The 19,824-nt window shown below is 73.8% G+C and carries 17 protein-coding genes and 1 riboswitch; of the genes, 10 read left to right on the top strand and 7 right to left on the bottom strand.

What is annotated here, in order from left to right; all coding sequences use genetic code 11:
- Positions 1-6: 6 nt before the first annotated feature.
- From PS467_RS34045 to PS467_RS34065, 5 genes are all read right to left on the bottom strand, one after another.
- A complete protein-coding gene (locus tag PS467_RS34045; RefSeq protein ID WP_311038421.1) occupies positions 7-708 on the bottom strand; it encodes a DUF5995 family protein in 702 nt (233 codons plus the stop codon).
- A 117-nt stretch (positions 709-825) separates the two neighbouring features.
- The gene (locus tag PS467_RS34050; protein WP_311038422.1) at positions 826-2,208 is read right to left on the bottom strand and encodes a uracil-xanthine permease family protein; all 1,383 of its coding nucleotides are present in this window, start codon (positions 2,206-2,208) and stop codon (positions 826-828) included.
- A 70-nt stretch (positions 2,209-2,278) separates the two neighbouring features.
- Positions 2,279-3,220, bottom strand: a complete 942-nt coding sequence (locus PS467_RS34055; protein WP_311038423.1) for an isocitrate lyase/PEP mutase family protein — start codon at positions 3,218-3,220, stop codon at positions 2,279-2,281.
- A gap of 296 nt (positions 3,221-3,516) precedes the next feature.
- Positions 3,517-4,251 (bottom strand): ArsR/SmtB family transcription factor, encoded by a 735-nt coding sequence (locus tag PS467_RS34060; protein WP_311038424.1) that lies wholly within the window; start codon positions 4,249-4,251, stop codon positions 3,517-3,519.
- 205 nt (positions 4,252-4,456) lie between these two features.
- On the bottom strand, positions 4,457-5,680 hold the full coding sequence (locus PS467_RS34065) for an MFS transporter (RefSeq protein ID WP_311038425.1): 1,224 nt from the start codon (positions 5,678-5,680) through the stop codon (positions 4,457-4,459).
- Between the two features lie 140 nt (positions 5,681-5,820).
- Here PS467_RS34065 and PS467_RS34070 point away from each other — a divergent pair, with 140 nt between their 5' ends.
- The 10 genes from PS467_RS34070 (at position 5,821) to PS467_RS34115 (ending at position 15,895) form a co-directional block, all read left to right on the top strand.
- A complete protein-coding gene (locus tag PS467_RS34070; protein ID WP_311038426.1) occupies positions 5,821-7,062 on the top strand; it encodes an ROK family transcriptional regulator in 1,242 nt (413 codons plus the stop codon).
- 211 nt (positions 7,063-7,273) lie between these two features.
- Positions 7,274-7,404, top strand: a riboswitch (FMN riboswitch).
- Between the two features lie 150 nt (positions 7,405-7,554).
- Complete coding sequence (gene ribD, locus PS467_RS34075; protein WP_311038427.1) at positions 7,555-8,694, top strand: bifunctional diaminohydroxyphosphoribosylaminopyrimidine deaminase/5-amino-6-(5-phosphoribosylamino)uracil reductase RibD; 1,140 nt, start codon at positions 7,555-7,557, stop codon at positions 8,692-8,694.
- Position 8,695: 1 nt separating this feature from the next.
- Positions 8,696-9,340: a riboflavin synthase gene (locus PS467_RS34080; protein WP_311038428.1), complete on the top strand. Its 645-nt coding sequence runs from the start codon at positions 8,696-8,698 to the stop codon at positions 9,338-9,340.
- Positions 9,341-9,431: 91 nt separating this feature from the next.
- On the top strand, positions 9,432-10,763 hold the full coding sequence (locus PS467_RS34085; protein WP_311038429.1) for a bifunctional 3,4-dihydroxy-2-butanone-4-phosphate synthase/GTP cyclohydrolase II: 1,332 nt from the start codon (positions 9,432-9,434) through the stop codon (positions 10,761-10,763).
- A gap of 91 nt (positions 10,764-10,854) precedes the next feature.
- On the top strand, positions 10,855-11,340 hold the full coding sequence (gene ribH / locus PS467_RS34090) for a 6,7-dimethyl-8-ribityllumazine synthase (RefSeq protein WP_311038430.1): 486 nt from the start codon (positions 10,855-10,857) through the stop codon (positions 11,338-11,340).
- Positions 11,341-11,376: 36 nt separating this feature from the next.
- Positions 11,377-11,649 (top strand): phosphoribosyl-ATP diphosphatase, encoded by a 273-nt coding sequence (locus tag PS467_RS34095; protein ID WP_498076488.1) that lies wholly within the window; start codon positions 11,377-11,379, stop codon positions 11,647-11,649.
- A 99-nt stretch (positions 11,650-11,748) separates the two neighbouring features.
- Positions 11,749-12,597 carry an ATP phosphoribosyltransferase gene (hisG, locus tag PS467_RS34100; RefSeq protein ID WP_268975537.1) on the top strand — a complete coding sequence of 283 codons (849 nt, stop codon included), beginning with the start codon at positions 11,749-11,751 and terminating at the stop codon, positions 12,595-12,597.
- Positions 12,598-12,672: 75 nt separating this feature from the next.
- A complete protein-coding gene (locus tag PS467_RS34105) occupies positions 12,673-13,128 on the top strand; it encodes a PH domain-containing protein (protein WP_311038431.1) in 456 nt (151 codons plus the stop codon).
- Between the two features lie 290 nt (positions 13,129-13,418).
- Positions 13,419-14,789, top strand: coding sequence for a hemolysin family protein (locus tag PS467_RS34110; RefSeq protein WP_311040041.1), 1,371 nt, complete (start codon positions 13,419-13,421; stop codon positions 14,787-14,789).
- Positions 14,786-15,895: a hemolysin family protein gene (locus tag PS467_RS34115; RefSeq protein ID WP_311038432.1), complete on the top strand. Its 1,110-nt coding sequence runs from the start codon at positions 14,786-14,788 to the stop codon at positions 15,893-15,895. The genes PS467_RS34110 and PS467_RS34115 overlap by 4 nt, the downstream gene beginning before the upstream one ends.
- Positions 15,896-16,730: 835 nt before the next feature.
- Here the strand turns inward: PS467_RS34115 and PS467_RS34120 are convergent.
- Together PS467_RS34120 and PS467_RS34125 are read right to left on the bottom strand one after the other, a co-directional pair.
- Complete coding sequence (locus tag PS467_RS34120) at positions 16,731-18,680, bottom strand: AAA family ATPase (protein WP_311038433.1); 1,950 nt, start codon at positions 18,678-18,680, stop codon at positions 16,731-16,733.
- A gap of 396 nt (positions 18,681-19,076) precedes the next feature.
- Complete coding sequence (locus PS467_RS34125) at positions 19,077-19,706, bottom strand: uridine kinase family protein (protein ID WP_311038434.1); 630 nt, start codon at positions 19,704-19,706, stop codon at positions 19,077-19,079.
- Positions 19,707-19,824 lie beyond the last annotated feature (118 nt).

Here is a 19,824-nt window from a genome sequence, read left to right on the forward strand (position 1 = left end):
GCCCGTTCAGCGCGCCGACGGCAGCGGAGTGAGCAGGAAGCGCCCGACCAGGCCCACCGTCGCGTCGATCCGCTCGGCGAACTCCGCCGCCAGCTCCGGCAGTCCGCGCAGCCCCCACAGTGCGCGGAACGCCGCCCACGCGGCGTCCCGCGCCTTCTCCAGGCTCCACGAACCCACCAGATGGGTGAGCGGATCGGCCACGTCCAGCAGGTCGGGACCGGGCATCAACTCCTCCCGGATCCGCTCCTCCATCCCCGTGAGCAGCGTGCCGATCCGGTCGAAGTCGCCCTCCAGGACGTCCGGCTCGACACCCCGGGCCCGGCAGGTGTCCAGCAGCGCGAGCGCCAGGTCGTGGCCGATATGGGCATTGATCCCGCAGAGCGCGAACTGCACCGGGTGGACGTCCGGATGGCGCCGCAGCTCGAACAGCGGCCGCCAGCAGGCGGGCGGCCGCGCCCCCGTGGTCACCGCGTCGACCGCCGCCAGATAGCGCCCGGCGAACCGCACGTCCAACTCCTCGGTGGCGGACGGGTCATGGAAGTATCCGTCCGCCAGTCGGCGGCCGACCTCCTCGGTGACCGACAGGTACACCCCGTTGAAGACCGCCACCCCGTCCCCGGGCGGCAGCGCCGCGCCGAGCGCGCCCATGCGCGCCACGACGTTCTTCACGGTGTGCGGAGCCGGCCGCGTGTGCGTGGGCATCGTCATGGACGCCACAGTGGCAGGCCGGACCGGGGGCGGTCCTGCCGTACGCCGCCACGTCCCCTGGACGGCTGAACGCCGCGTCAACCGGTGCGTACGTCCAGGGCTACCGAGGACTACCGGCTAGGCCGGCCGGTCGTCGTCGTATTCGCTGGTGCCCGCGTCCAGCAAGGGCTCCTGCTGCTTCAGATGCGCCGGGGCCAGGGCGCGCAGGACGTGGTAGCCGAGCAGCACCACGATGGTGCCGAGCGCGATCCCGCCCAGCTCGAAGTTCTGGCTGACCTTCAGGCTGACGCCGCCGACGCCGATGATGACGCCCGCCGCGACCGGCACCAGATTGAGCGGATTGCGCAGGTCAACCTTGTTGTGCACCCAGATCTGCGCACCGAGCAGCCCGATCATGCCGTAGAGGATCACGGTGATCCCGCCCAGCACCCCACTGGGCACCGCCGCCACCACCGCGCCGAACTTCGGGCACAGCCCGAAGAGCAGCGCGAACCCCGCGGCCGCCCAGTACGCGGCGGTGGAGTACACCCGGGTGGCCGCCATGACGCCGATGTTCTCGGAGTACGTCGTATTGGCCGGGCCGCCGACCGCCGTGGAGATCACGGTCGCCGCGCCGTCCGCGGCGATCGCCGTGCCCAGCTGGTCGTCGAGCGGATCGTCGATCATCTCCCCGACCGCCTTCACATGCCCGGCGTTCTCGGCGATCAGCGCGATCACCACCGGCAGCGCCACCAGCACCGCCGACCAGTGGAAGCTCGGCGCGTGCAGGGACGGCAGACCGATCCAGTCCGCCTTGGTCACCCCGGACAGATCCAGCCGCCAGTGGTCGGTGACCCGTCCGCTGCCGTCCACCGAGTGGATCATGCCGAAGACGCGGTCGAAGACCCAGGAGACCGCATAGCCGAAGACCAGCCCCAGGAAGATCGCGATCCGCGACCAGAAACCCCGCAGACAGACCACGGCCGCCCCGGTGACCAGCATCGTCAGCAGCGCGGTCCACTGGTCGGCGGGCCAGTACGTACCGGCGGTCACCGGTGCCAGGTTGAACCCGATCAGCATGACCACCGCGCCGGTCACTACCGGCGGCATCGCGGCGTGGATGATCCGCGCGCCGAACTTCCGTACCGCCAGACCGCTCAGCAGCAGCACCCCGCCGACCACCAGGATCGCCCCGGTGACGGCGGCGCTGCCGCCGCCCTGCGCCCTGATGGCGGCGGCCACACCGACGAAGGACAGGCTGCAGCCCAGATAGCTGGGGATCCGGCCGCGGGTCGCGAGCAGGAAGAGGACGGTCGCGACCCCGGACATCATGATCGCGAGGTTGGGGTCGAGCCCCATCAGCACCGGGGCGACAAAGCTCGCCCCGAACATGGCCACGACATGCTGCGCGCCCAGCCCCGCCGTCCTCGGCCAGGACAGCCGCTCATCCGGCTTGACGACGGCACCGGGGGCGGGGGTGCGCCCATCGCCGTGCAGGGTCCAGCGCACGCCGAGGCCCATGACTGCTCCACTTCCTTGCTACGGGGGGAATCGCACCAATGTTAGATGGCCGAAAATATGCCCGTTGCAGCTATGTGCGGGTGCCGCCTGTGACGTCATCGGTGACGTCATCCGTGACGTGATCGGTGACGTCATCTGCGAAGTCCTCGGCCAGTGACTGCGCCTCGGCATAGGTGGGCAGGCCGGCGGTCCGGTCCGGGTCGGTACCCAGGTCGGTACGGCCGGTGGGGTGGGCGATCGTCCAGGCCAGTTCGACGGCGCGGTCCAGCGCGGCCCGGAAGAGCAGCGAACCGCAGCTGATCCGGCGCACCCCGAGCTCCGCCAGCCGCTCATAGGTGTGGCGGCCGGGTGCGAAGAGGATGTTCAGCGGGGTTCCGCCCAGGTCGCGGACGAGTGCGCCGATGTCCCGCTCATCGGTGAGCGCGGGCACGAAGACACCGTCGGCGCCCGCCCGGACATACGCTTCGGCACGCTCGAAGGCGGCGGCGCGGGAGGGCGGCACGGCTCCGGCGCCACCGATCGCGGCGAGCCAGTGGGTGTCGGTCCGGGCGTTCACGAACAGCCGGGGCACCCGCTCCTTGACCGCCGCGATCACCGCGCACTGCCGGGCCAGGGGCGCGAGGGTGCCGTCGGGGCGTCCGTCCTCGATGTTCACGCCGACGACCCCGGCCCGGTCCAGCTCGGCCGCGAGCGCCGCGACCTCCTCGGGCCGGTCGCTGAACCCGCCCTCGATGTCGACGCTTACCAGCGCGGGAAGACGCGCGATGCCCCGGGCGAGGGCGAGGGTCCGGTCGCGGGTGGCGCCCGTCGCGTCCGGCAGCCCGGCCGCCGCCGCCACGCCGAGACTGGTGGTGCCGATGGCGGGAAAGCCGCGCCGGGCGAGGGCCGCGGCGGAGGCGTGGTCCCAGGCGTTGGGCAGCAGCAGGGGCCGCTCGCCGTGGTGGAGCCGGTGGAAGGCGGTGTGGCGGTCGAGCGGGGTGGGCGCAGTGCCGTCGCCGGTGTCGTCGGTCATACCGCCGACCGTAGATCCGGATCGTTTCGGCCCCCACCGAACGATGACGTGGTCACCCGGTGGTGTTGGTGTCGTGGCCGGGTGGCCCGGTCACCCGGTGGTGTGGTCACCGAAGGGGCGCCATGCCCGGTGGTGTCGTGACCGGGGTGCCGCCGCTCGCCGCCATTCCGCCGTCACCCGGTGGCGCCGTCACCCGAAGGGGCGTCGTGACCCGGTAGTGCCGCTGCTCGCCGCCATCCGCCGTCCCTCGTCGCCCGCCTCAGCCGTCGCCCGCGCCGTCCCTGCCGCCCCCGCCGTCACTCCGGGGCGGTGATGCCGAGCAGTTCGTCCAGCGCGTGTTCCCCCTCCGGGCTCACCCGCAGCGCCCGTCCCTTGCCGATGCGGACGCACCAGCCGGTGTCCAGGACATGACGGCACAGGGCGGCCCCGGCGAGTCCCGCCAGATGCGGGCGGCGCTCGGTCCAGTCGAGACAGCTGCGGACCATCGGCCGCCGTCCGCGCGACGCGGTGCTCGCGAGGTCGATGCCGAGCTCCCGGAACCAGGCCATCCCCGCGTCGGTCAGCGCGAACCCGGTCACCTTCTGGAGCAGCCCGCGCTCCAGCATGGCGTCCGTGATGGCGGTCCCGAGCCGCCCGGCGAGGTGGTCGTAGCAGGTGCGGGCCCGCGCCATGGCGCCGCTCGCGCTGGCGGCGCGCAGCGAACGGGGCGGTGGCGGGGGCGCGGCATGGGCGGACAGGTCTTCGATCAGCTGCGCGATCTGGGGCCCGGCCAGCCGTACGTAGCGATGCCGACCCTGGCGCTCCTCCGCCAGCAGTCCGCCCTCGATGAGCCGGGTCAGATGCTCGCTCGCCGTCGACGGGGCGACCCCGGTGTACCGGGCCAGCTCCCCCGCGGTCCACGCCCGCCCGTCGAGCAGGGCGAGGCACATGGCGGCGCGGGTCTCATCGGCGACGAGCGCGGCCAGCCGGGCGAGCTGGGGTCCGCGGAGTCCGCTGGGTGCGGTGGACCGGGTGGGCGTGGTGGGGCTCATGGGTCCATGGTGCGGGGCGGACGTTGCGGCCCGCACCGAAGGGTCGGGGCACGGGGCGGGTGCGGCCCGTCGCCGGGGGCGCCGCCGGTCGGTGCGGCTTTTGTCGCGCACCTGCGGCGGCGCAGGGGGGCCGGGTTCGGCGCCATCACCGTCCGGCAGGCAGCCGGGGCCGTCCCCCGGCCTCCGGCTCCCGTGCCCCGGCCCGTCAGGGCAGTGTGGCCTCGGACGCGGACGGATCGGGCCGCGCCGCCGAGTCTGGCGACGAGGGCGTCCGCAGCACCCCCGCGCCCGCCACCAGCCCCAGCGTCAACGCAGTGACCAGGCAGAACGAGATCGTCAGCGAGGTCAGGTCGGCGATCGAACCGATCGCCGCCGGGGCGATCAGCCCCGAGGTGTACGTGATCGTGGCGACGCCCGCGATGGCCTGGCTCGGGGCCGGGCCGCTGCGGCCCGCGGCGGCGAAGGCCAGCGGCACCACGACCGCGATGCCCAGGCCGATGAGGCCGAATCCGGCGATGGCGAGGGCGGGACCGGGGGCGGTGACGACGAGCAGCCCGCCGGCGGTGGCCAGGACACCGCCCGTGCGTACGGTCCGCACCGGGCCGAAGCGGCCCACCACCGCGTCCCCGATGAGCCGGGCGCCGGCCATCGTGCAGGAGAAGGCGGTGGTGCAGGCGGCGGCGACCCCGGGGGAGGAGTCCAGGACGTCCCGCAGATAGACCGCCGACCAGTCCAGGCTCGCGCCCTCGGCGAAGACCGCGCAGAACCCCACCGCGCCGATGATCAGCGCGGAGCGGGGCGGCAGGGCGAAACGGGGCGGCGGGTGCTCCTCGGGGGCGCTGCGCAGATCGAGGACCCAGTGGCAGGCCACCGCGCCGAGCACGGTGAGAACCGCGGCGGCGATGCCGAGGTGGAGCCGGGCGTCGGACTCGGCGTGCGCGGCGATCGTGCCCGCCGCGGAGCCGGTGAGCGCGCCCGCGCTCCACATGCCGTGCAACCCGGACATGATCGAACGGCCGAGGCGGTTCTCGACCTCCACGCCGAGGGCGTTCATGGCGACGTCGGACATCCCGGAGGTCGCGCCGTAGACGAAGAGCACCCCGCACAGCCAGACCAGACCGGGGCTGACCGGCGGCATCACCAGCCAGGCGGTCCACAGGGCGAGCAGCCCGCGCAGCGCCGCGCGGGCGCCGAAGCGATGGCTGATCCGCCCGGCCAGGGGCATCGCGACCGAGGCCCCGATGGCGGGAAAGGCGAGCGCCAGGCCGAGCTGACCGGCGCTGAGGTCCAGCCGCTCCTGGATCCAGGGGATGCGGGTGGCGAAATTGCCGGTCACCGCGCCGTGCACGGCGAACACCGCCGCGACGGCCACCCGTGCCCGCCGTACGGGGCGCATCTCGGGCGTCCCGGATTCTTTGAGCCTGCCCATACCTGTCGCACCCTCCCCGCAGCGCGGCCTGTACCGATGGTCACAGCTGGTCCCAGATCCCGAATGGTCCCAGCGGAAACTATCAGGAAGGCTCCCTGATAGATAGAGTTTTTCCGGCAGCCTTCTGGAAGGATCCCGGCATGACCTCGACGAGCGCGTCCGTGGCGGGCCGCACCGCCTCCCCGAGTACGGCGCGGGCCATCAACGACCGCCTCGCCCTCCAGCTGCTCAAGGACAAGGGGCCGTTGACCGCGGGGCAGCTGAAGTCGCTCACCGGCCTGTCCCGCCCCACCATCGCGGACCTCGTCGAGCGGCTGCGGCAGACCGGACTGGTGGCGGTGGTGGGGGAGACGGGGGCGGAGCGCCGGGGGCCCAACGCCCGGGTGTACGGGATCGTCGCCGACAGCGCGCATGTGGCCGGGGTCGACGTCCGTACCGACAGCGTCGCCGTATGCGTGGCCGATCTGCTGGGCCGGACCCTGGCCGAGGAGTCGCTGCCGGTGGCCCCGGACACGGACCCGGCGCGGACCGTGGCGGCCGCGGTGGCCCTGGTGGAGCGGGTGGCCGAGCGGGCCGGGGCGGTGCGGCTGCACCACATCGGCATCGGGGTACCCGGTCTCATCGACCCCGCCACCGGGGAGCTCAACGCCACCAGCGGACTGCCCTCCTGGCACCGTGAGCTGGCCACCGCGCTGCACGGCGGTCTCGCGGCGCCGGTGCTGCTGGAGAACGAGGTCAATCTGGCGGCCGTCGCCGAACAGCGGCTGGGCGCGGCGCGCGACCGCGACACTTTCGTCCTGCTGTGGCTCGGCCACGGCGTCGGCGCGGCCGTGGTGCTCGACCGGATGCTGCGGCGCGGTGCCTCCGGCGGCACCGGCGAGATCGGCTTCCTGCCGGTGCCGGGCACCTCGGGACTGCCCTCCGCCACCGGCTGCGACGGCGGGTTCCACTCCCTGGTGTGCAGCGCCGCGGTCTGCGAACTCGCCAAGGAGCACGGCCTGACGGCCGCCGCGGGCGGTGCGGGCGGCGAGGCCCGGCGCGGGGCCGGAACGGAGGACGCCGGTGCGGCGGAGGCGGTGATCCGCGCGGCCCTCGGGGCGGGGGAGCGGGGCGAGCCGTTCCTGGACGAGCTGGCGGCCCGGATAGCGGTGGGTGTCGCCGCGATCTGCGCGGTGCTCGACCCGGGATGTGCGGTGCTCGGTGGTGAGGTGGGCCGGGCCGGGGGCGATGCGCTCGCCCGGCGGGTCGCGGAGCGGGTCGCCCGGCTGTCACCGCTGCGGACACGGGTGTGCGCGGGGGCGGTGGGCGGCGGCGGGGTGCTGCGCGGGGCCGTGCTCACGGCGATGGACGCGGCGCAGAACGAGCTGTTCGGCGCCGCCTAGGCCGCCTGGTCCGGCGCCTGGTCCGGCTTCCTCGTTTTCGGCCGCTTCGGTCTCCTCGTTCGGCCTCGGTTCGGCCTCGTTCGGCCTCGGTCCGGCTCCGGGGCGCACCGGCCGCGGCCGGCCCCCTCGCCACCGGGTGAGGGAGGCCACACCCACCTCGCATCCCACCTGCGCTGATGGCCATGGCAGACTGGGGCCGTACCAGTGACGTCAGCGCACTCCGGGGTCGGTGAAAATCCGAACCGGCGGTTACAGTCCGCGACCCGTCCGCTGCCAGCGGCCGGTTGACCAGGTGAAATTCCTGGACCGACGGTGAAAGTCCGGATGGGAGGCAGTGCGCGGCGGTAGCGACATCACCGGTGCGCCGCCTCGGCGGTCCGCCCTTCCCCGGCGCGGACCCGTTGCCGAACCCGGCGTGCTGGCGACGCCGTTTCCGCTTCCGTGTCATCTCGACAGCCCCGGAGTCCGTGCCCGAAGAGGCAGGAGGACCCGGTGGCCACCGCAGCCGAAACCCAGGCGATGCGCCACGCCGTCGCGCTCGCCGCCCGCGGCCTCGGCCACACCAGTCCCAACCCCGTGGTCGGCTGCGTCATCCTCGACGCCGACGGCCGGGTCGCCGGCGAGGGCTGGCACCAGCGGGCGGGCGGACCCCACGCCGAGGTCCACGCGCTGCGCGCGGCGGGAGAGCGGGCCCGCGGCGGCACCGCCCTCGTCACCTTGGAACCCTGCAACCACACCGGCCGCACCGGTCCCTGCGCCCAGGCCCTGATCGCCGCCGGGATCGCCCGCGTCCGCTACGCCGTCGCCGACCCCACCGCACAGGCCCGGGGCGGCGCCGCCACTCTCGCCGCCGCCGGGATCGACGTCGCGGCCGGGCTGCTGGCGCAGGAGGCCGAGGCGGTCAACGAGCCCTGGCTGACCGCGATGCGCCGCGGCCGCCCCTTCGTGCTGTGGAAGTACGCCGCGACCCTGGACGGCCGCAGCGCGGCCGCCGACGGCACCAGCCGGTGGATCACCTCCCCCGACTCCCGCGCCGATGTGCACCGGCTGCGCGCGGAGGCCGACGCCGTCGTCGTCGGCTCCGGCACCCTGCGCGCCGACGACCCCCACCTGGCCGTACGGGGCCGGGAGTCAGTCACCCAGCCGCTGCGGGTCGTCGTGGACTCGGGCGCCACCGTCAAGCCCGGCGCCCGGGTCCTGGACGACGCCGCTCCCACGCTGATCGCGGTGGCCGAGGACACCAGCACCGCCCATCTGCCCCGGCGGCCGGGCGTGGAGACCGTACGGCTGCCGCGCGCGGCCGGGACCGGCCTGCTGATCCCCGCGCTCCTGGCCGAACTGCATGGCCGCGGGGTGCGCTCCGTCCTGCTGGAGGGCGGGCCCACCCTCGCGGGCGCGTTCCTCGCCGCGGGCGCGGTCGACAAGGTCGTCGGCTATCTCGCCCCCGTTCTGCTCGGCGCGGGCCCCGCCGCCCTCGCCGACGCCGGAATCACCACCATCACGCGGGCGTTGCGGCTCGAGACGGTCGATGTCACCCGGCTCGGCCCCGATCTGCGCGTCACCGCCGTTCCCACGGTTGTCACCACCCCCGCCACCCCCACCACCCCCGCTTCCCTCGCCGAGGAGAACTGAAGTGTTCACCGGAATTGTCGAAGAACTGGGTGAGATCGTCGCCATCGAGCACCTGGGCGACGCGTCCCGCTTCCAGGTGCGCGGCCCCGTCGTCACCGAAGGGGCGAAGCACGGCGACTCCATCGCCGTCAACGGCGTCTGTCTCACCGTCGTCGACATCATCGGTGACGCCGAGGGCGACCGGTTCAGCGCCGATGTGATGGCCGAGACGCTGGAACGCTCCAGCCTCGGCGCGCTCGGCGTTGGCTCCCGGGTCAACCTGGAGCGCCCCATGGCGCTCGGCGGGCGGCTCGGCGGCCACCTCGTGCAGGGCCATGTGGACGGCACCGGCACCATCGTGGAGCGCAAGCTCTCCGAGCACTGGGAGATCGTGAAGATCTCGCTGCCCGCCGAACTGAGCCGCTATGTGGTCGAGAAGGGCTCCATCACGGTCGACGGCATCAGCCTCACCGTCGTGGACGCGGGCCCCGACTACTTCACCGTCAGCCTCATCCCGACGACCCTCGCGCTCACCACGCTCGGGGTCAAGCAGGCCGGGGACCCGGTCAACCTCGAGGTGGACGTGCTCGCCAAATACGTCGAGCGGCTGCTGGGACGGGACGGCGGCGCCCAGAACGACGAGGCCACCGACGAGGCCACCCCATGAGCGCCGCACCCGCGGCCGCCGGCCCGCACCTGGTGACGATGCCCGCGCCGCGGCGCCGCGCGGGCGGAGAAGCGATTGCAAAGGACACCCCATGAGCGAGGCATACGCGGTCCCCGAGCCGCACCAGAGCGGCCCGGCCGCCCCACTGCGCACCGCGCGGTGGCCCGACGAACTGGTGCTGGACCCCATTGAGCGGGCCATCGCGGAAATCGCCGCGGGCCGCCCCGTCGTGGTCGTGGACGACGAGGACCGGGAGAACGAGGGCGACCTCGTCGCCGCGGCCGAGACGATCACCCCCGAGATCGTCGCCTTCATGATGAACGAGTGCCGCGGGCTCATCTGCGCCCCCATGGAGGGCGCCGACCTCGACCGGCTCCGGCTCCCGCAGATGGTCGAGGAGAACACCGAGTCCATGCGGACCGCCTTCACCGTCTCGGTCGACGCCACCGCCGAACACGGCGTCAGCACCGGTATCTCCGCCGCCGACCGGGCCGCCACCCTGCGGCTGCTGGCCGACCCGGCCACCACCCCCGGCGAGCTCGTGCGCCCCGGCCACATCTTCCCGCTGCGCGCCCGCCCCGGCGGAGTGCTCGCCCGCGACGGCCACACCGAGGCCGGGGTCGACCTCGCCCGGCTGGCCGGACTCCGCCCGGCGGCCGTGATCTGCGAGATCGCGGGGGAGGACGGTGCCATGCTGCGCCTGCCCGCCCTGGTCGCCTTCGCCCGCAAGCACGACCTGGCGATCGTCTCCATCGCCGACCTGATCGCGTACCGCAAGCCCGCCGAACCGCTGGTGCGGCGCGAGGCCGAGACCCGGCTGCCCACCGCCTTCGGCGACTTCCGGGCGTACGGCTACCGCGCGGCCGACGGCGTCGAGCACATCGCGCTGGTCCAGGGCGAGCTCGGGGACGGCGAGGACGTGCTGGTCCGGGTCCACTCCGAATGCCTCACCGGCGACGTCTTCCACTCGCTGCGCTGCGACTGCGGCCCCCAGCTGCACGCCGCCCTGGAGCGGGTCACCGCCGAGGGCCGTGGCGTCGTCCTGTACCTGCGCGGCCACGAGGGGCGCGGCATCGGACTGCTGTCCAAGCTGCGCGCCTACGAGCTCCAGGAACTGGGCCGGGACACCCTGGACGCCAACCTGGAGCTCGGCCTGCCCGCCGACGCGCGGGACTACGCCGCGGGCGCGGAGATCCTCGCCGACCTCGGCGTGCGCTCGCTGCGGCTGATGACCAACAACCCGGAGAAGACCACGGCGCTGGTCGGGCACGGGCTGCGGGTCACCGGCCGGGAGCCGATGCCCGTCCAGGCCGGGGAGCACAATCTCCGCTATCTCCGGACGAAGCGGGACCGGATGGGGCATGACCTGCCCTGGCTGGACGGTGACCGGGCCGAGCCCGTATCGGCCTGCGGCAACCAGTAGCAGCCATCCCCACACACTCGGTACCTGCGCATATGCAGGCACGCACTACCGAAGAACCCCAAGAACCACCGAAGAACCACCGAGGAGAGACGTGAGCGGTAAGGGCGCCCCCGAACTGTCCGTGAAGAACTGCGGAGACCTGCGCGTCGCCGTCATCGCCGCACAGTGGCACGAAAAGGTGATGGGCGGGCTGCTCGACGGCGCCCTGCGCGCGCTGGGAGAGCTCGGCATCGACGAGCCCACCGTGCTGCGGGTGCCGGGCAGCTTCGAGCTGCCGGTGGCCGCCAAGGTGCTCGCGGGCCACGGCTACGACGCGATCGTGGCCCTGGGCGTGGTCATCCGCGGCGGCACCCCGCACTTCGACTACGTCTGCCAGGGCGTCACCCAGGGGCTGACCCAGGTCAGCGTGGCCACCGGCGTGCCCATCGGCTTCGGCGTGCTGACCTGCGACACCGAGGAGCAGGCCATCGACCGGGCCGGACTGGAGGGTTCCAGCGAGGACAAGGGCCACGAGGCGGTCACCGCCGCCGTCGCCACCGTCGCCGGCCTGCGGTCGGTCGCCCGGCCCTCGCGCTGAGCCGCGCCCCGGGCCCCCAGTAGGATGGCGCACACCATGTCCAAGAAGACGTTCGAGGAGCTCTTCGCCGAGCTCCAGCAGAAGGCCGCCACGGCCGACCCCGCCTCCTCCCGTACCGCCGAGCTGGTCCACGCCGGTGTGCACACCATCGGCAAGAAGGTCGTGGAGGAGGCCGCCGAGGTGTGGATGGCCGCCGAGTACGAAAGCGACGAGGCGACCGCCGAGGAGATCTCCCAGCTCCTGTACCACCTTCAGGTGATGATGGTCGCCAAGGGGCTGACCCTCGACGACGTCTACGCCCACCTCTGACCCACCCGTAACCCCGCCCGCCCCGGCACCGGCTCCCGCCGACGGGCCACCCGGCCACCCGGCCACCCGGCTACCGAACTACCGAAGGAAAGAGCACTCATGCTGCGCATCGCCGTCCCCAACAAGGGTTCACTGTCCGAGCCTGCGTCGGCGATGCTCCATGAGGCCGGCTACCGGCAGCGCAAGGACCGCAGGGAACTGGTCCTCGTCGACGCCGAGAACGAGGTCGAGTTCTTCTTCCTCCGCCCCCGCGACATCGCCGTGTACGTGGGCTCCGGCCGGCTCGACATCGGCATCACCGGCCGTGACCTGCTGCTGGACTCCGGCTCCCAGGCCGAGGAGATCATGCAGCTCGGCTTCGCCGGGTCCACCTTCCGCTACGCCACCCGCCCCGGCACGGCGAAGGACGTCAGCGAGTTCGGCGGGATGACCGTGGCCACCTCCTTCTCCGGACTGGTCACCAAGCACCTCGCCGACAACGGCGTGGACGCCGCCGTGGTCCACCTCGACGGCGCGGTCGAGACCGCCATCCAGCTCGGTGTCGCCGAGGTCATCGCGGATGTGGTGGAAACCGGCACCACCCTGCGCAACGCCGGGCTGGAGATCATCGGCGAGCCCATCCTGGAGTCCGAGGCGGTCGTCATCCGCCGCACCGGCGCCCCCACCGACGACCCCAAGGTCCAGCAGTTCCTCCGCCGGATGCAGGGCGTCCTGGTCGCCCGGCGCTACGTGATGATGGACTACGACATCCGGGTGGAGCAGGTGGAGCGCGCCGTGGCGCTCACCCCGGGCCTGGAGTCGCCCACCGTCTCCCCGCTGCACCACGAGGGCTGGGTCGCGGTCCGCTCGATGGTCCCCACCAAGGACGCTCAGCGGATCATGGACGAGCTCTACGACCTGGGGGCACGGGCCATCCTCACCACCGGCATCCACGCCTGCCGCCTCTGACGGCTTCCCCCTCGCCTCCCTGACCCCAGCCCTGCCCCTTCCCTGCCCTTTCCCTGCCATCGAGAGGCCGGCCACGTGTCCGCCCCCGCGTCCCCGCCCACCCTGCCCGTCACCTTCCGGCCGACCAGGACCCGGGCCGTGCTGATGACGGTCGGCGTCGCCGCCCTGGTCGTCCTCACGGCCGTCGCCCTGCTGCTGGAGTCGCTGGGGCCGGGGGAGAGGGCCAGCTTCGTCGTCACCGGACTGCTGTTCTTCGGGGTGCTGATGCTGCTCAGCCGCCCCAAGGTGGTGGCCGAGGAGGGCGGGGTGACCGTGATCAACCTCACCACCAAGCGCCGGCTGGAGTGGGCGGAGGTGCTCCGGGTCAATCTGCGCCCCGGCGACCCCTGGGTCTATCTGGACCTCGCCGACGGCACCAGCCTGCCCGCGATGGGCATCCAGCCGGGCATCGCGAAGGCGCGGGCCATCGACGACGCGCGCGCCCTGCGCGCGCTCGCCGAGCGGCACGGCACCGGCCGTGCCGCTCACTGAGCCACCCGGCCGGGCGGCCCGGCCGGTGCGGCGGCCCGGCCGGTGCGTGCGGCGGCCCGGCCGGTGTGCCGATCGGCACTCCAACGGCGCGAGGGGCCTGCCCGTCACCCCCCATCCTTGATTACCCTGTTGCCGGGGCCGAACGGTGCCCCGCCCCGCCTCTTGCTGAGCGCACGCCCCCGTGCGCCCCGGCGGGCTCCCCTGCGACCCGAGGAGTGACTCCCTCCGCAGATGGACGGATCGTCCTGTAGTACCTGCGCCGCCGCCGACCACGAGGCGGCGGCATGAGCATCACGCTGTCCCTCCTGCTGCTGTCCGCGGCACTCGTCCTGATCCTCGCCAACGGCTTCTTCGTGGCCGCCGAATTCGGCCTGGTCACCGTCGAGCGGCCGGACGCCGAGCGAGCCGCCGACGAGGGCGACCGGCGCGCCCGTACCGTCGTCGAGGCGCTGCGCGAGCTGTCCTTCCAGCTCTCCGGCACCCAGCTCGGCATCACCATCACCTCGCTGATCGTCGGCATGCTCGCCGAGCCCGCGCTCGGCCATCTGCTGACCGCCCCGCTGGAGGCGGTCGGGCTGCCCCACGGGGCCGTCTCCGGCATCGCCGTCGTGCTGGGCATGCTGCTGGCCTCCGCCGTCCAGATGGTCATCGGCGAGCTGGTGCCCAAGAACTGGGCGGTCTCCCGGCCGCTCCAGGTCGCCCGCTTCGTCGCGGGCCCGCAGTACGCCTTCGCCCGCTTCTTCCGGCCCGTGATCGCCCTGCTCAACACCGTGGCCAACCGGCTGGTGCGGGCGCTGGGTGTCGAGCCCACCGAGGAGCTGGCCTCCGCCCGTACCCCCGGTGAGCTGGTCTCGCTGGCCCGCCACTCGGCGCGGGCCGGCGCGATCGAGCAGGACACGGCCGATCTGTTCGTCCGGACCCTGGCCCTGGGCGAGCTGACCACCCAGCATGTGATGACCCCGCGGGTGCGGGTCAGCGCGCTGCACTCCTCGGCGACCGCCGTGGATGTGCTCAACCTCACCCGGGCCACCGGGCTGTCCCGCTTCCCCGTCTACCGCGACCGGCTGGACGAGGTCATCGGAATGGTGCACCTCAAGGACGCCCTCGCGGTGCCCGCGCGGGACCGGCTGCGCACCCCCGTCAGCCGGATCGCCCAGCCCCCGCTGCTGGTCCCCGAGACGCTGCCGGTCCAGCCGCTGCTGGAGCGGCTGCGCAGCGAGCAGCCGATAGCCGTCGTCGTCGACGAGTACGGCGGCACGGCCGGTGTGGTCACCCTGGAGGACATCGTCGAGGAGCTGGTCGGCGAGGTGCGCGACGAGCACGACGACGAGGCCGCGGAGACCCCCGACCTGGTGCAGACCGCCACCGAGGACGGCCGCCCCGCGTGGGACGCCGACGGCGGCTGCCGCGTCGACGCCCTGCGCCGGATCGGCCTCGACGCGCCCGACGGGCCGTACGAGACCGTGGCCGGGCTGGTCGCCGATCTGCTGGCGCGGATCCCGGTCCCCGGCGACACCGCCGAGCTGCCCGGCTGGCAGCTGGCCGTCCGGCAGGTCGGCCACCACCGGGCGGAGCTGGTGCGCATCGTCCGTACGAAGCCGGGTACCCCGCCCGTGCACGCGAGTGCCGGAGCAATGGCCGGGGAGGAGAACGCGCGATGAGTCTGGTACAGCTTCTCTTCGCCGCCCTGCTGGTCCTCGCCAACGGCTTCTTCGTGGGCGCCGAGTTCGCCCTGGTCTCGGTGCGCCGCAGCCAGATCGAGCCGCGCGCGGCCGAGGGCTCCGGGCGCGCCCGTACGGTGCTGACGGGCCTGGAGAACCTGCCGCAGATGATGGCGGCCGCGCAGTTCGGCATCACCGTCTGCTCGCTGACCCTGGGCGCGGTCGCCGAGCCGACCGTGGCCCATCTGCTGGAGCCGGTGTTCCACCTCGTCCACCTGCCCGAGCAGCTGGTGCACCCCCTGGGCTACGCCATCGCGCTCGCCGTGGTCGTCTGCCTGCATCTGGTCATCGGCGAGATGGTGCCGAAGAACCTGGCCATGGCGGCGCCGGACCGGACCGCGCTGTGGCTCGGCCCCGGACTCGTCGCCTTCGCGCGGCTGTGCCGGCCGGTCACCGCGCTGCTGGGGGCGTGCGCTCGGCTGGTGCTGCGGCTGTTCCGGGTTGAGCCCAAGGACGAGATCGAGGCCGTCTTCACCAGTGAGCAGCTGACCCATCTGGTCGAGGACTCCCATCAGGCCGGACTGCTCGACCCCGGTGAGCACGAGCGGCTCGCGGACGCCCTGGAACTGGGCAGCCGCCCGGTCACCGACGTCCTCCTGGACCCGGCGGGCCTGGTCACCGTCGACCCCTCGGTCACCCCCCGGCAGATCGAGGAGCTGACCGTGCGGACCGGCTACTCGCGCTTCCCGGTGCGCGGCCCCGGCGGCGCCTTCATGGGCTATCTGCACGTGAAGGACGTCCTGGAGCTGGAGTTCCCGGAGCGGGCCGTGCCACAGCGGCTCTGGCATCCGATCGAGACGCTCCGGGCGGAGCTCCCGCTGGACGACGCCCTCACCGCGATGCGCCGGGCCGCCTCCCACCTGGCGGCCGTCGCCGACGCGTCGGGCACGGTGCTCGGGCTGGTCGCCCTGGAGGACGTCCTGGAGATGCTGGTGGGCGAGGTCCACGACCCCTCCCACCGGGACGAGGGCCGCCCCGGCCGGGTGACCGGACAGCGGGGCGAGCCGACGGCCCCGGCGGACGAACCGGCGATGGTCGCGCGGTAACCCACCCAACGACGCCAAGCCTTCGCCCCGCCAGGGGCGAAGCTTCCGGCGTCCGGCCTCCGGCCTGCCTCCCGGCCTCCGGCCTCTGGCGTCCGGCGTTCGGCTTCCGGCCACTGGCCCCGGCCCGTGGCTCCCGGCGTCCGGCCCCGGGCCCTCGGCGTCCGGCCCCGGGCCCCCGGCTTCCGGTGCCCGGGGTCCGACCTCCGGCTTCTGGCCCCGGCGTCCGGCCCCGGGCCCCCGGCTTCCGGTGCCCGGCGTCCGACTTCCGGCCTCTGGCCCCGGCGTCCGGCGTTCGGCGTCCGGCCTCCGCCCTGCCTCCCGGCCCCCGGTCAGAGGCGAGGCCCCTGAGCCCCGCCTCCGGGCGAGCCCCCGGCTCCCGGTGGAGTCTCCGGCTCCTGAGCGAGCCCCCTGGCTCCTGGTGGAGTCTTCTGGGTGGGCCCTCGACTCCGGGGCGGGGCTCCGGGCTGCCGGGTGAGTCCGCGGCCCGGGGCGAGTCTCTGGCCCCGGGGCGAAGCTCTGGCTCCTGGGCGAGTCCCCGGCCCCGGGTGCCCCGCAGGCTGGACCCACCGCGGCTGGGGCGGACGTCGCTCGGTGGAGCACTTTTCGGTGCCGGGCGGCGGAGCCCACCGTGTCGGCCGTGCTCCGGACCTGCGTCGCTCGGCGGCGCGCAGCCGGGGCCATGCTGCAGGCCGGGGCCAGGCGGCGGCATGCGGCCATGCGGCAGGCCGGCCATGGGACGGGGCGCGGCCGTGCGGCGGGGCGCGGCCATGCGCACGCAGGCCGGGGCCAGGCGACGGGGCGGGGCACCCCCCGCGCGGTTCGGCGGGGGCGGTGTTCAGGTGAGCGGGGGGTCCTGGGGGTCGCGGTACATGGGGCCGCGGCCGGACAGGACCTCCCCGTACGCCTGCATCAGATCCGGCAGCCGCAGCGTGGCGAGGTCGTCGCGGGTCGGGGTGCCGGTCCAGCCGGAGAGCCGCAGATCGCGGTAGGCGCAGCTCTTCTCGTACAGCGTGCGCAGGAACCGGCCGTTCCCCAGCTCGTCGATCCAGCCCTGGTCCACCACATGGCCGCTGATGCTGCGCAGCTCCTCCAGGGCCTCCTCGTCCCACACGTCCCCGTTCTCCGCGGCCAGCACCTCACCGATCCGGGTGAGCTCCAGCGGGCGGTAGCTGGGGAAGTCCACGCGCGTGGTGAAGCGGGAACCGAGGCCGGGGTTGGCGGCCAGCAGCCGGTCCATGCCCTCGGGATAGCCGGCGAGGATCACCACGAGCCGGTCGCGGTTGTCCTCGGCGCGCTTGAGCAGCACCTGGAGCGCCTCGTCGCCGTAGGCGTCGCCCTTGCTGTAGCCGGAGTTGGACAGGCTGTACGCCTCGTCGACGAAGAGCACCCCGCCGAGCGCGGAGTCGATCAGCTCATTGGCCTTCACCGCCGTCTGGCCCAGGTACTCGCCGACCAGATCGGCGCGCCCGGCCTCCACCAGGTGGTCGCCGCCGAGCAGGCCGAGGGCGTAGAAGACCCGGCCGAGGATGCGGGCCACGGTGGTCTTGCCGGTGCCGGAGGGGCCGGAGAAGACGAAGTGCCGCTTGGGTGGCTGGACCGGCAGGCCCTGCCCGGCGCGCAGCCGCGCCATGTGGAGCTGCGCCGACAGCGCCCGCACCTGCCGCTTGACCGGCTCCAGGCCGACCATGCGCTCCAGCTCCTGTAGCGCGCTCTCCAGCAGCACCGGATCGGAGGGGCCGGGCTGGGACGGCAGACCCGCCCGCTCACGGGTGCCGCCCGCACCCACCACGGCCGGGCCCATCCGGGGCGGTCCCGCGGGTCCCGCGGGTCCCGCGGGTCCCGCGGGTCCCGCGGGTCCCGAGGGTCCCTCGCCCGGGGCCCGCGGATCGCGGCCGTCGGTGGGCAGCGGATCGGTGGGCAGCGGATCGGCGGGGTCGGTGGCGGTGCTGTCCCGGCCGTCCACATCCTGGCCGCCGGTCCCGGCCAGCGAGATGGTGGCCAGATCCGCGGGCTCGTCCAGCCCGTCGGACTCGGCGATCGCCGCGAGCCGCGCCGAGGTGTCCATGAAGGCGGAGTCGATGCGGTGCACGGCGCGGTAGAGGGGGAGCGCGGCGGCGCTGCGCCCGGTGCCCTCATGGGCGCGGGCGAGCCAGTAGCGCAGCTCCTTGCGCTGGGGCTGTTCGCTGCGGCAGCGCATCAGGGCGGCGGCGAGCAGCGGTTCGGCCTGGCTGTACATCTCCAGCCGGACCCGCGCCATCCCGGCGAACAGACCGGCCTCGATGCCCAGGAACGGATCGTCCAGCAGCGGGTCGGTGTGGCGCACCAGCTGCTCCCAGTCCTTGACCAGATAGGCGCGGCAGGCGTGCAGGAAGCGGGCCTGGGGATCGGCCTCCACCGGAGGGCAGCCGGCCAGCGCCCGGTCCAGCTCGGGCACATGGCGGCCGTCGAGCCAGTGCGAGGCATGGGCGAGCAGCAGATCCCGGCCGGTTTCCAGCACCGGCTGGACCCACCAGCCGAGCCAGTACCAGGAGTTGAGGGTGCGGCGGTGGCGGGCGCGCTGCTCGCCGAAGCGGTCGCGGTGCCTGTACATCCGCAGCAGCGCGGCCGCCGTGTCGGCTCGCAGCGCGTGCAGTCCGAGCCAGGCGTCGGCCATGCCGGGATCGAGCCGTGTCGCGGTCCGGAACTCCTCCTCGGCCTGTGCGTACGCGCCCATCGTGTAGGCGTCGACGGCTCGCAGCCAGGCGAGATCGGCCGGGGCGTGCGAACTGTGCGTGCCGAAATCCATCACGTCCCCCACAACCCCTGCCCCCGTGGATGCCGCAGGGGCGACTGCCCCTTTCGCATCGTACCTGCGCAGGCCGGATGGGCCGAGGGTGCCGCACTGCTGTTCGTCGCAATCCCACAAGGTCGGGCGGGTGTGCGCGGGGGCGTGTAAGGGGCGCGCGGGTCCTGAGACAGATCGTCACGCAGGGTGAGCGAGCGGCGGCGCAAAGGAGCGGAAAACCGGCGCCAGACAGGACGAAGCCCCCGATCACGGGGGAACAACCGGGGGCTTCGCGTTGTGGGACGACTCGTACGAGTCGCACATTGAGAACGTAAGACCTGTATGGGCCCCGGGTCAAGCCGAGTTGGGGCACGCGTCACGCGTCGGGCGCGGTCCGCCCCGGTCGGCCACATCGGGTCACGCTGTGTGAGGGCAGAGGGTGTTTCGGTCGGTCGCCGCAGGTCCCGGTAGCACCTCATACCCCTCCTTTCGCTGGAGTACCAACCCTCCGGCGTACGGACGGGAGGGGTCGTCGGCGAAATGCGCACGCTCGGCGGGCAGCCATCCGTCCCAGAATGCGGACAGCCCCGGACCGTCCCGCAGCTGTCCGCGCCGCCAGGAGTCCCGGTCCGGCAGCTCCATCCACAGCAGTCGGGCCAGCCACGGGCGCACCGCGCGGCGGCCGCTGCCCACCCCCTCCAGCAGCACGACCGGCGCCGGATCGAGCCGCCGCCGGGTGACGGCGAAGCGGCGCTCCACCCAGTCGTACGGGGCGTATCGCGCGGCCGCGCCCCGGGCGAGCGGGGCGAGCACCTGGGTCCGCAGCCGTTCCGCCCAGCCGAAGAGCTCCTCGTGCGTGGCGAAGTCGTCGGTGTGCAGCACGGGCGCGCCGCCGAGTGCCTCGGCGAGCCGCCCGGCGAAGGTGGTCTTCCCGGAACCGGCGTGCCCGTCGACCGCGACCAGCCGGACCGGCCCGCAGGACGGCGGCAGCGCGCACAGGCGCCGCGCCAGCGCGTCCAGGGTGCCAACCGGTGGGTATGTTCGCATCGGGACCACCATACGGCCCCTCCGGCTCGTTCACGCCATTGGTTCACACCAATATTGATGCAGCGGGCGCCGGGGGAATCACTGGCCTGGGACCCCTCGCGGCGGCCATAGTTGTGCG

This window comes from Streptomyces luomodiensis (assembly GCF_031679605.1).
Classification (GTDB): domain Bacteria; phylum Actinomycetota; class Actinomycetes; order Streptomycetales; family Streptomycetaceae; genus Streptomyces; species Streptomyces luomodiensis.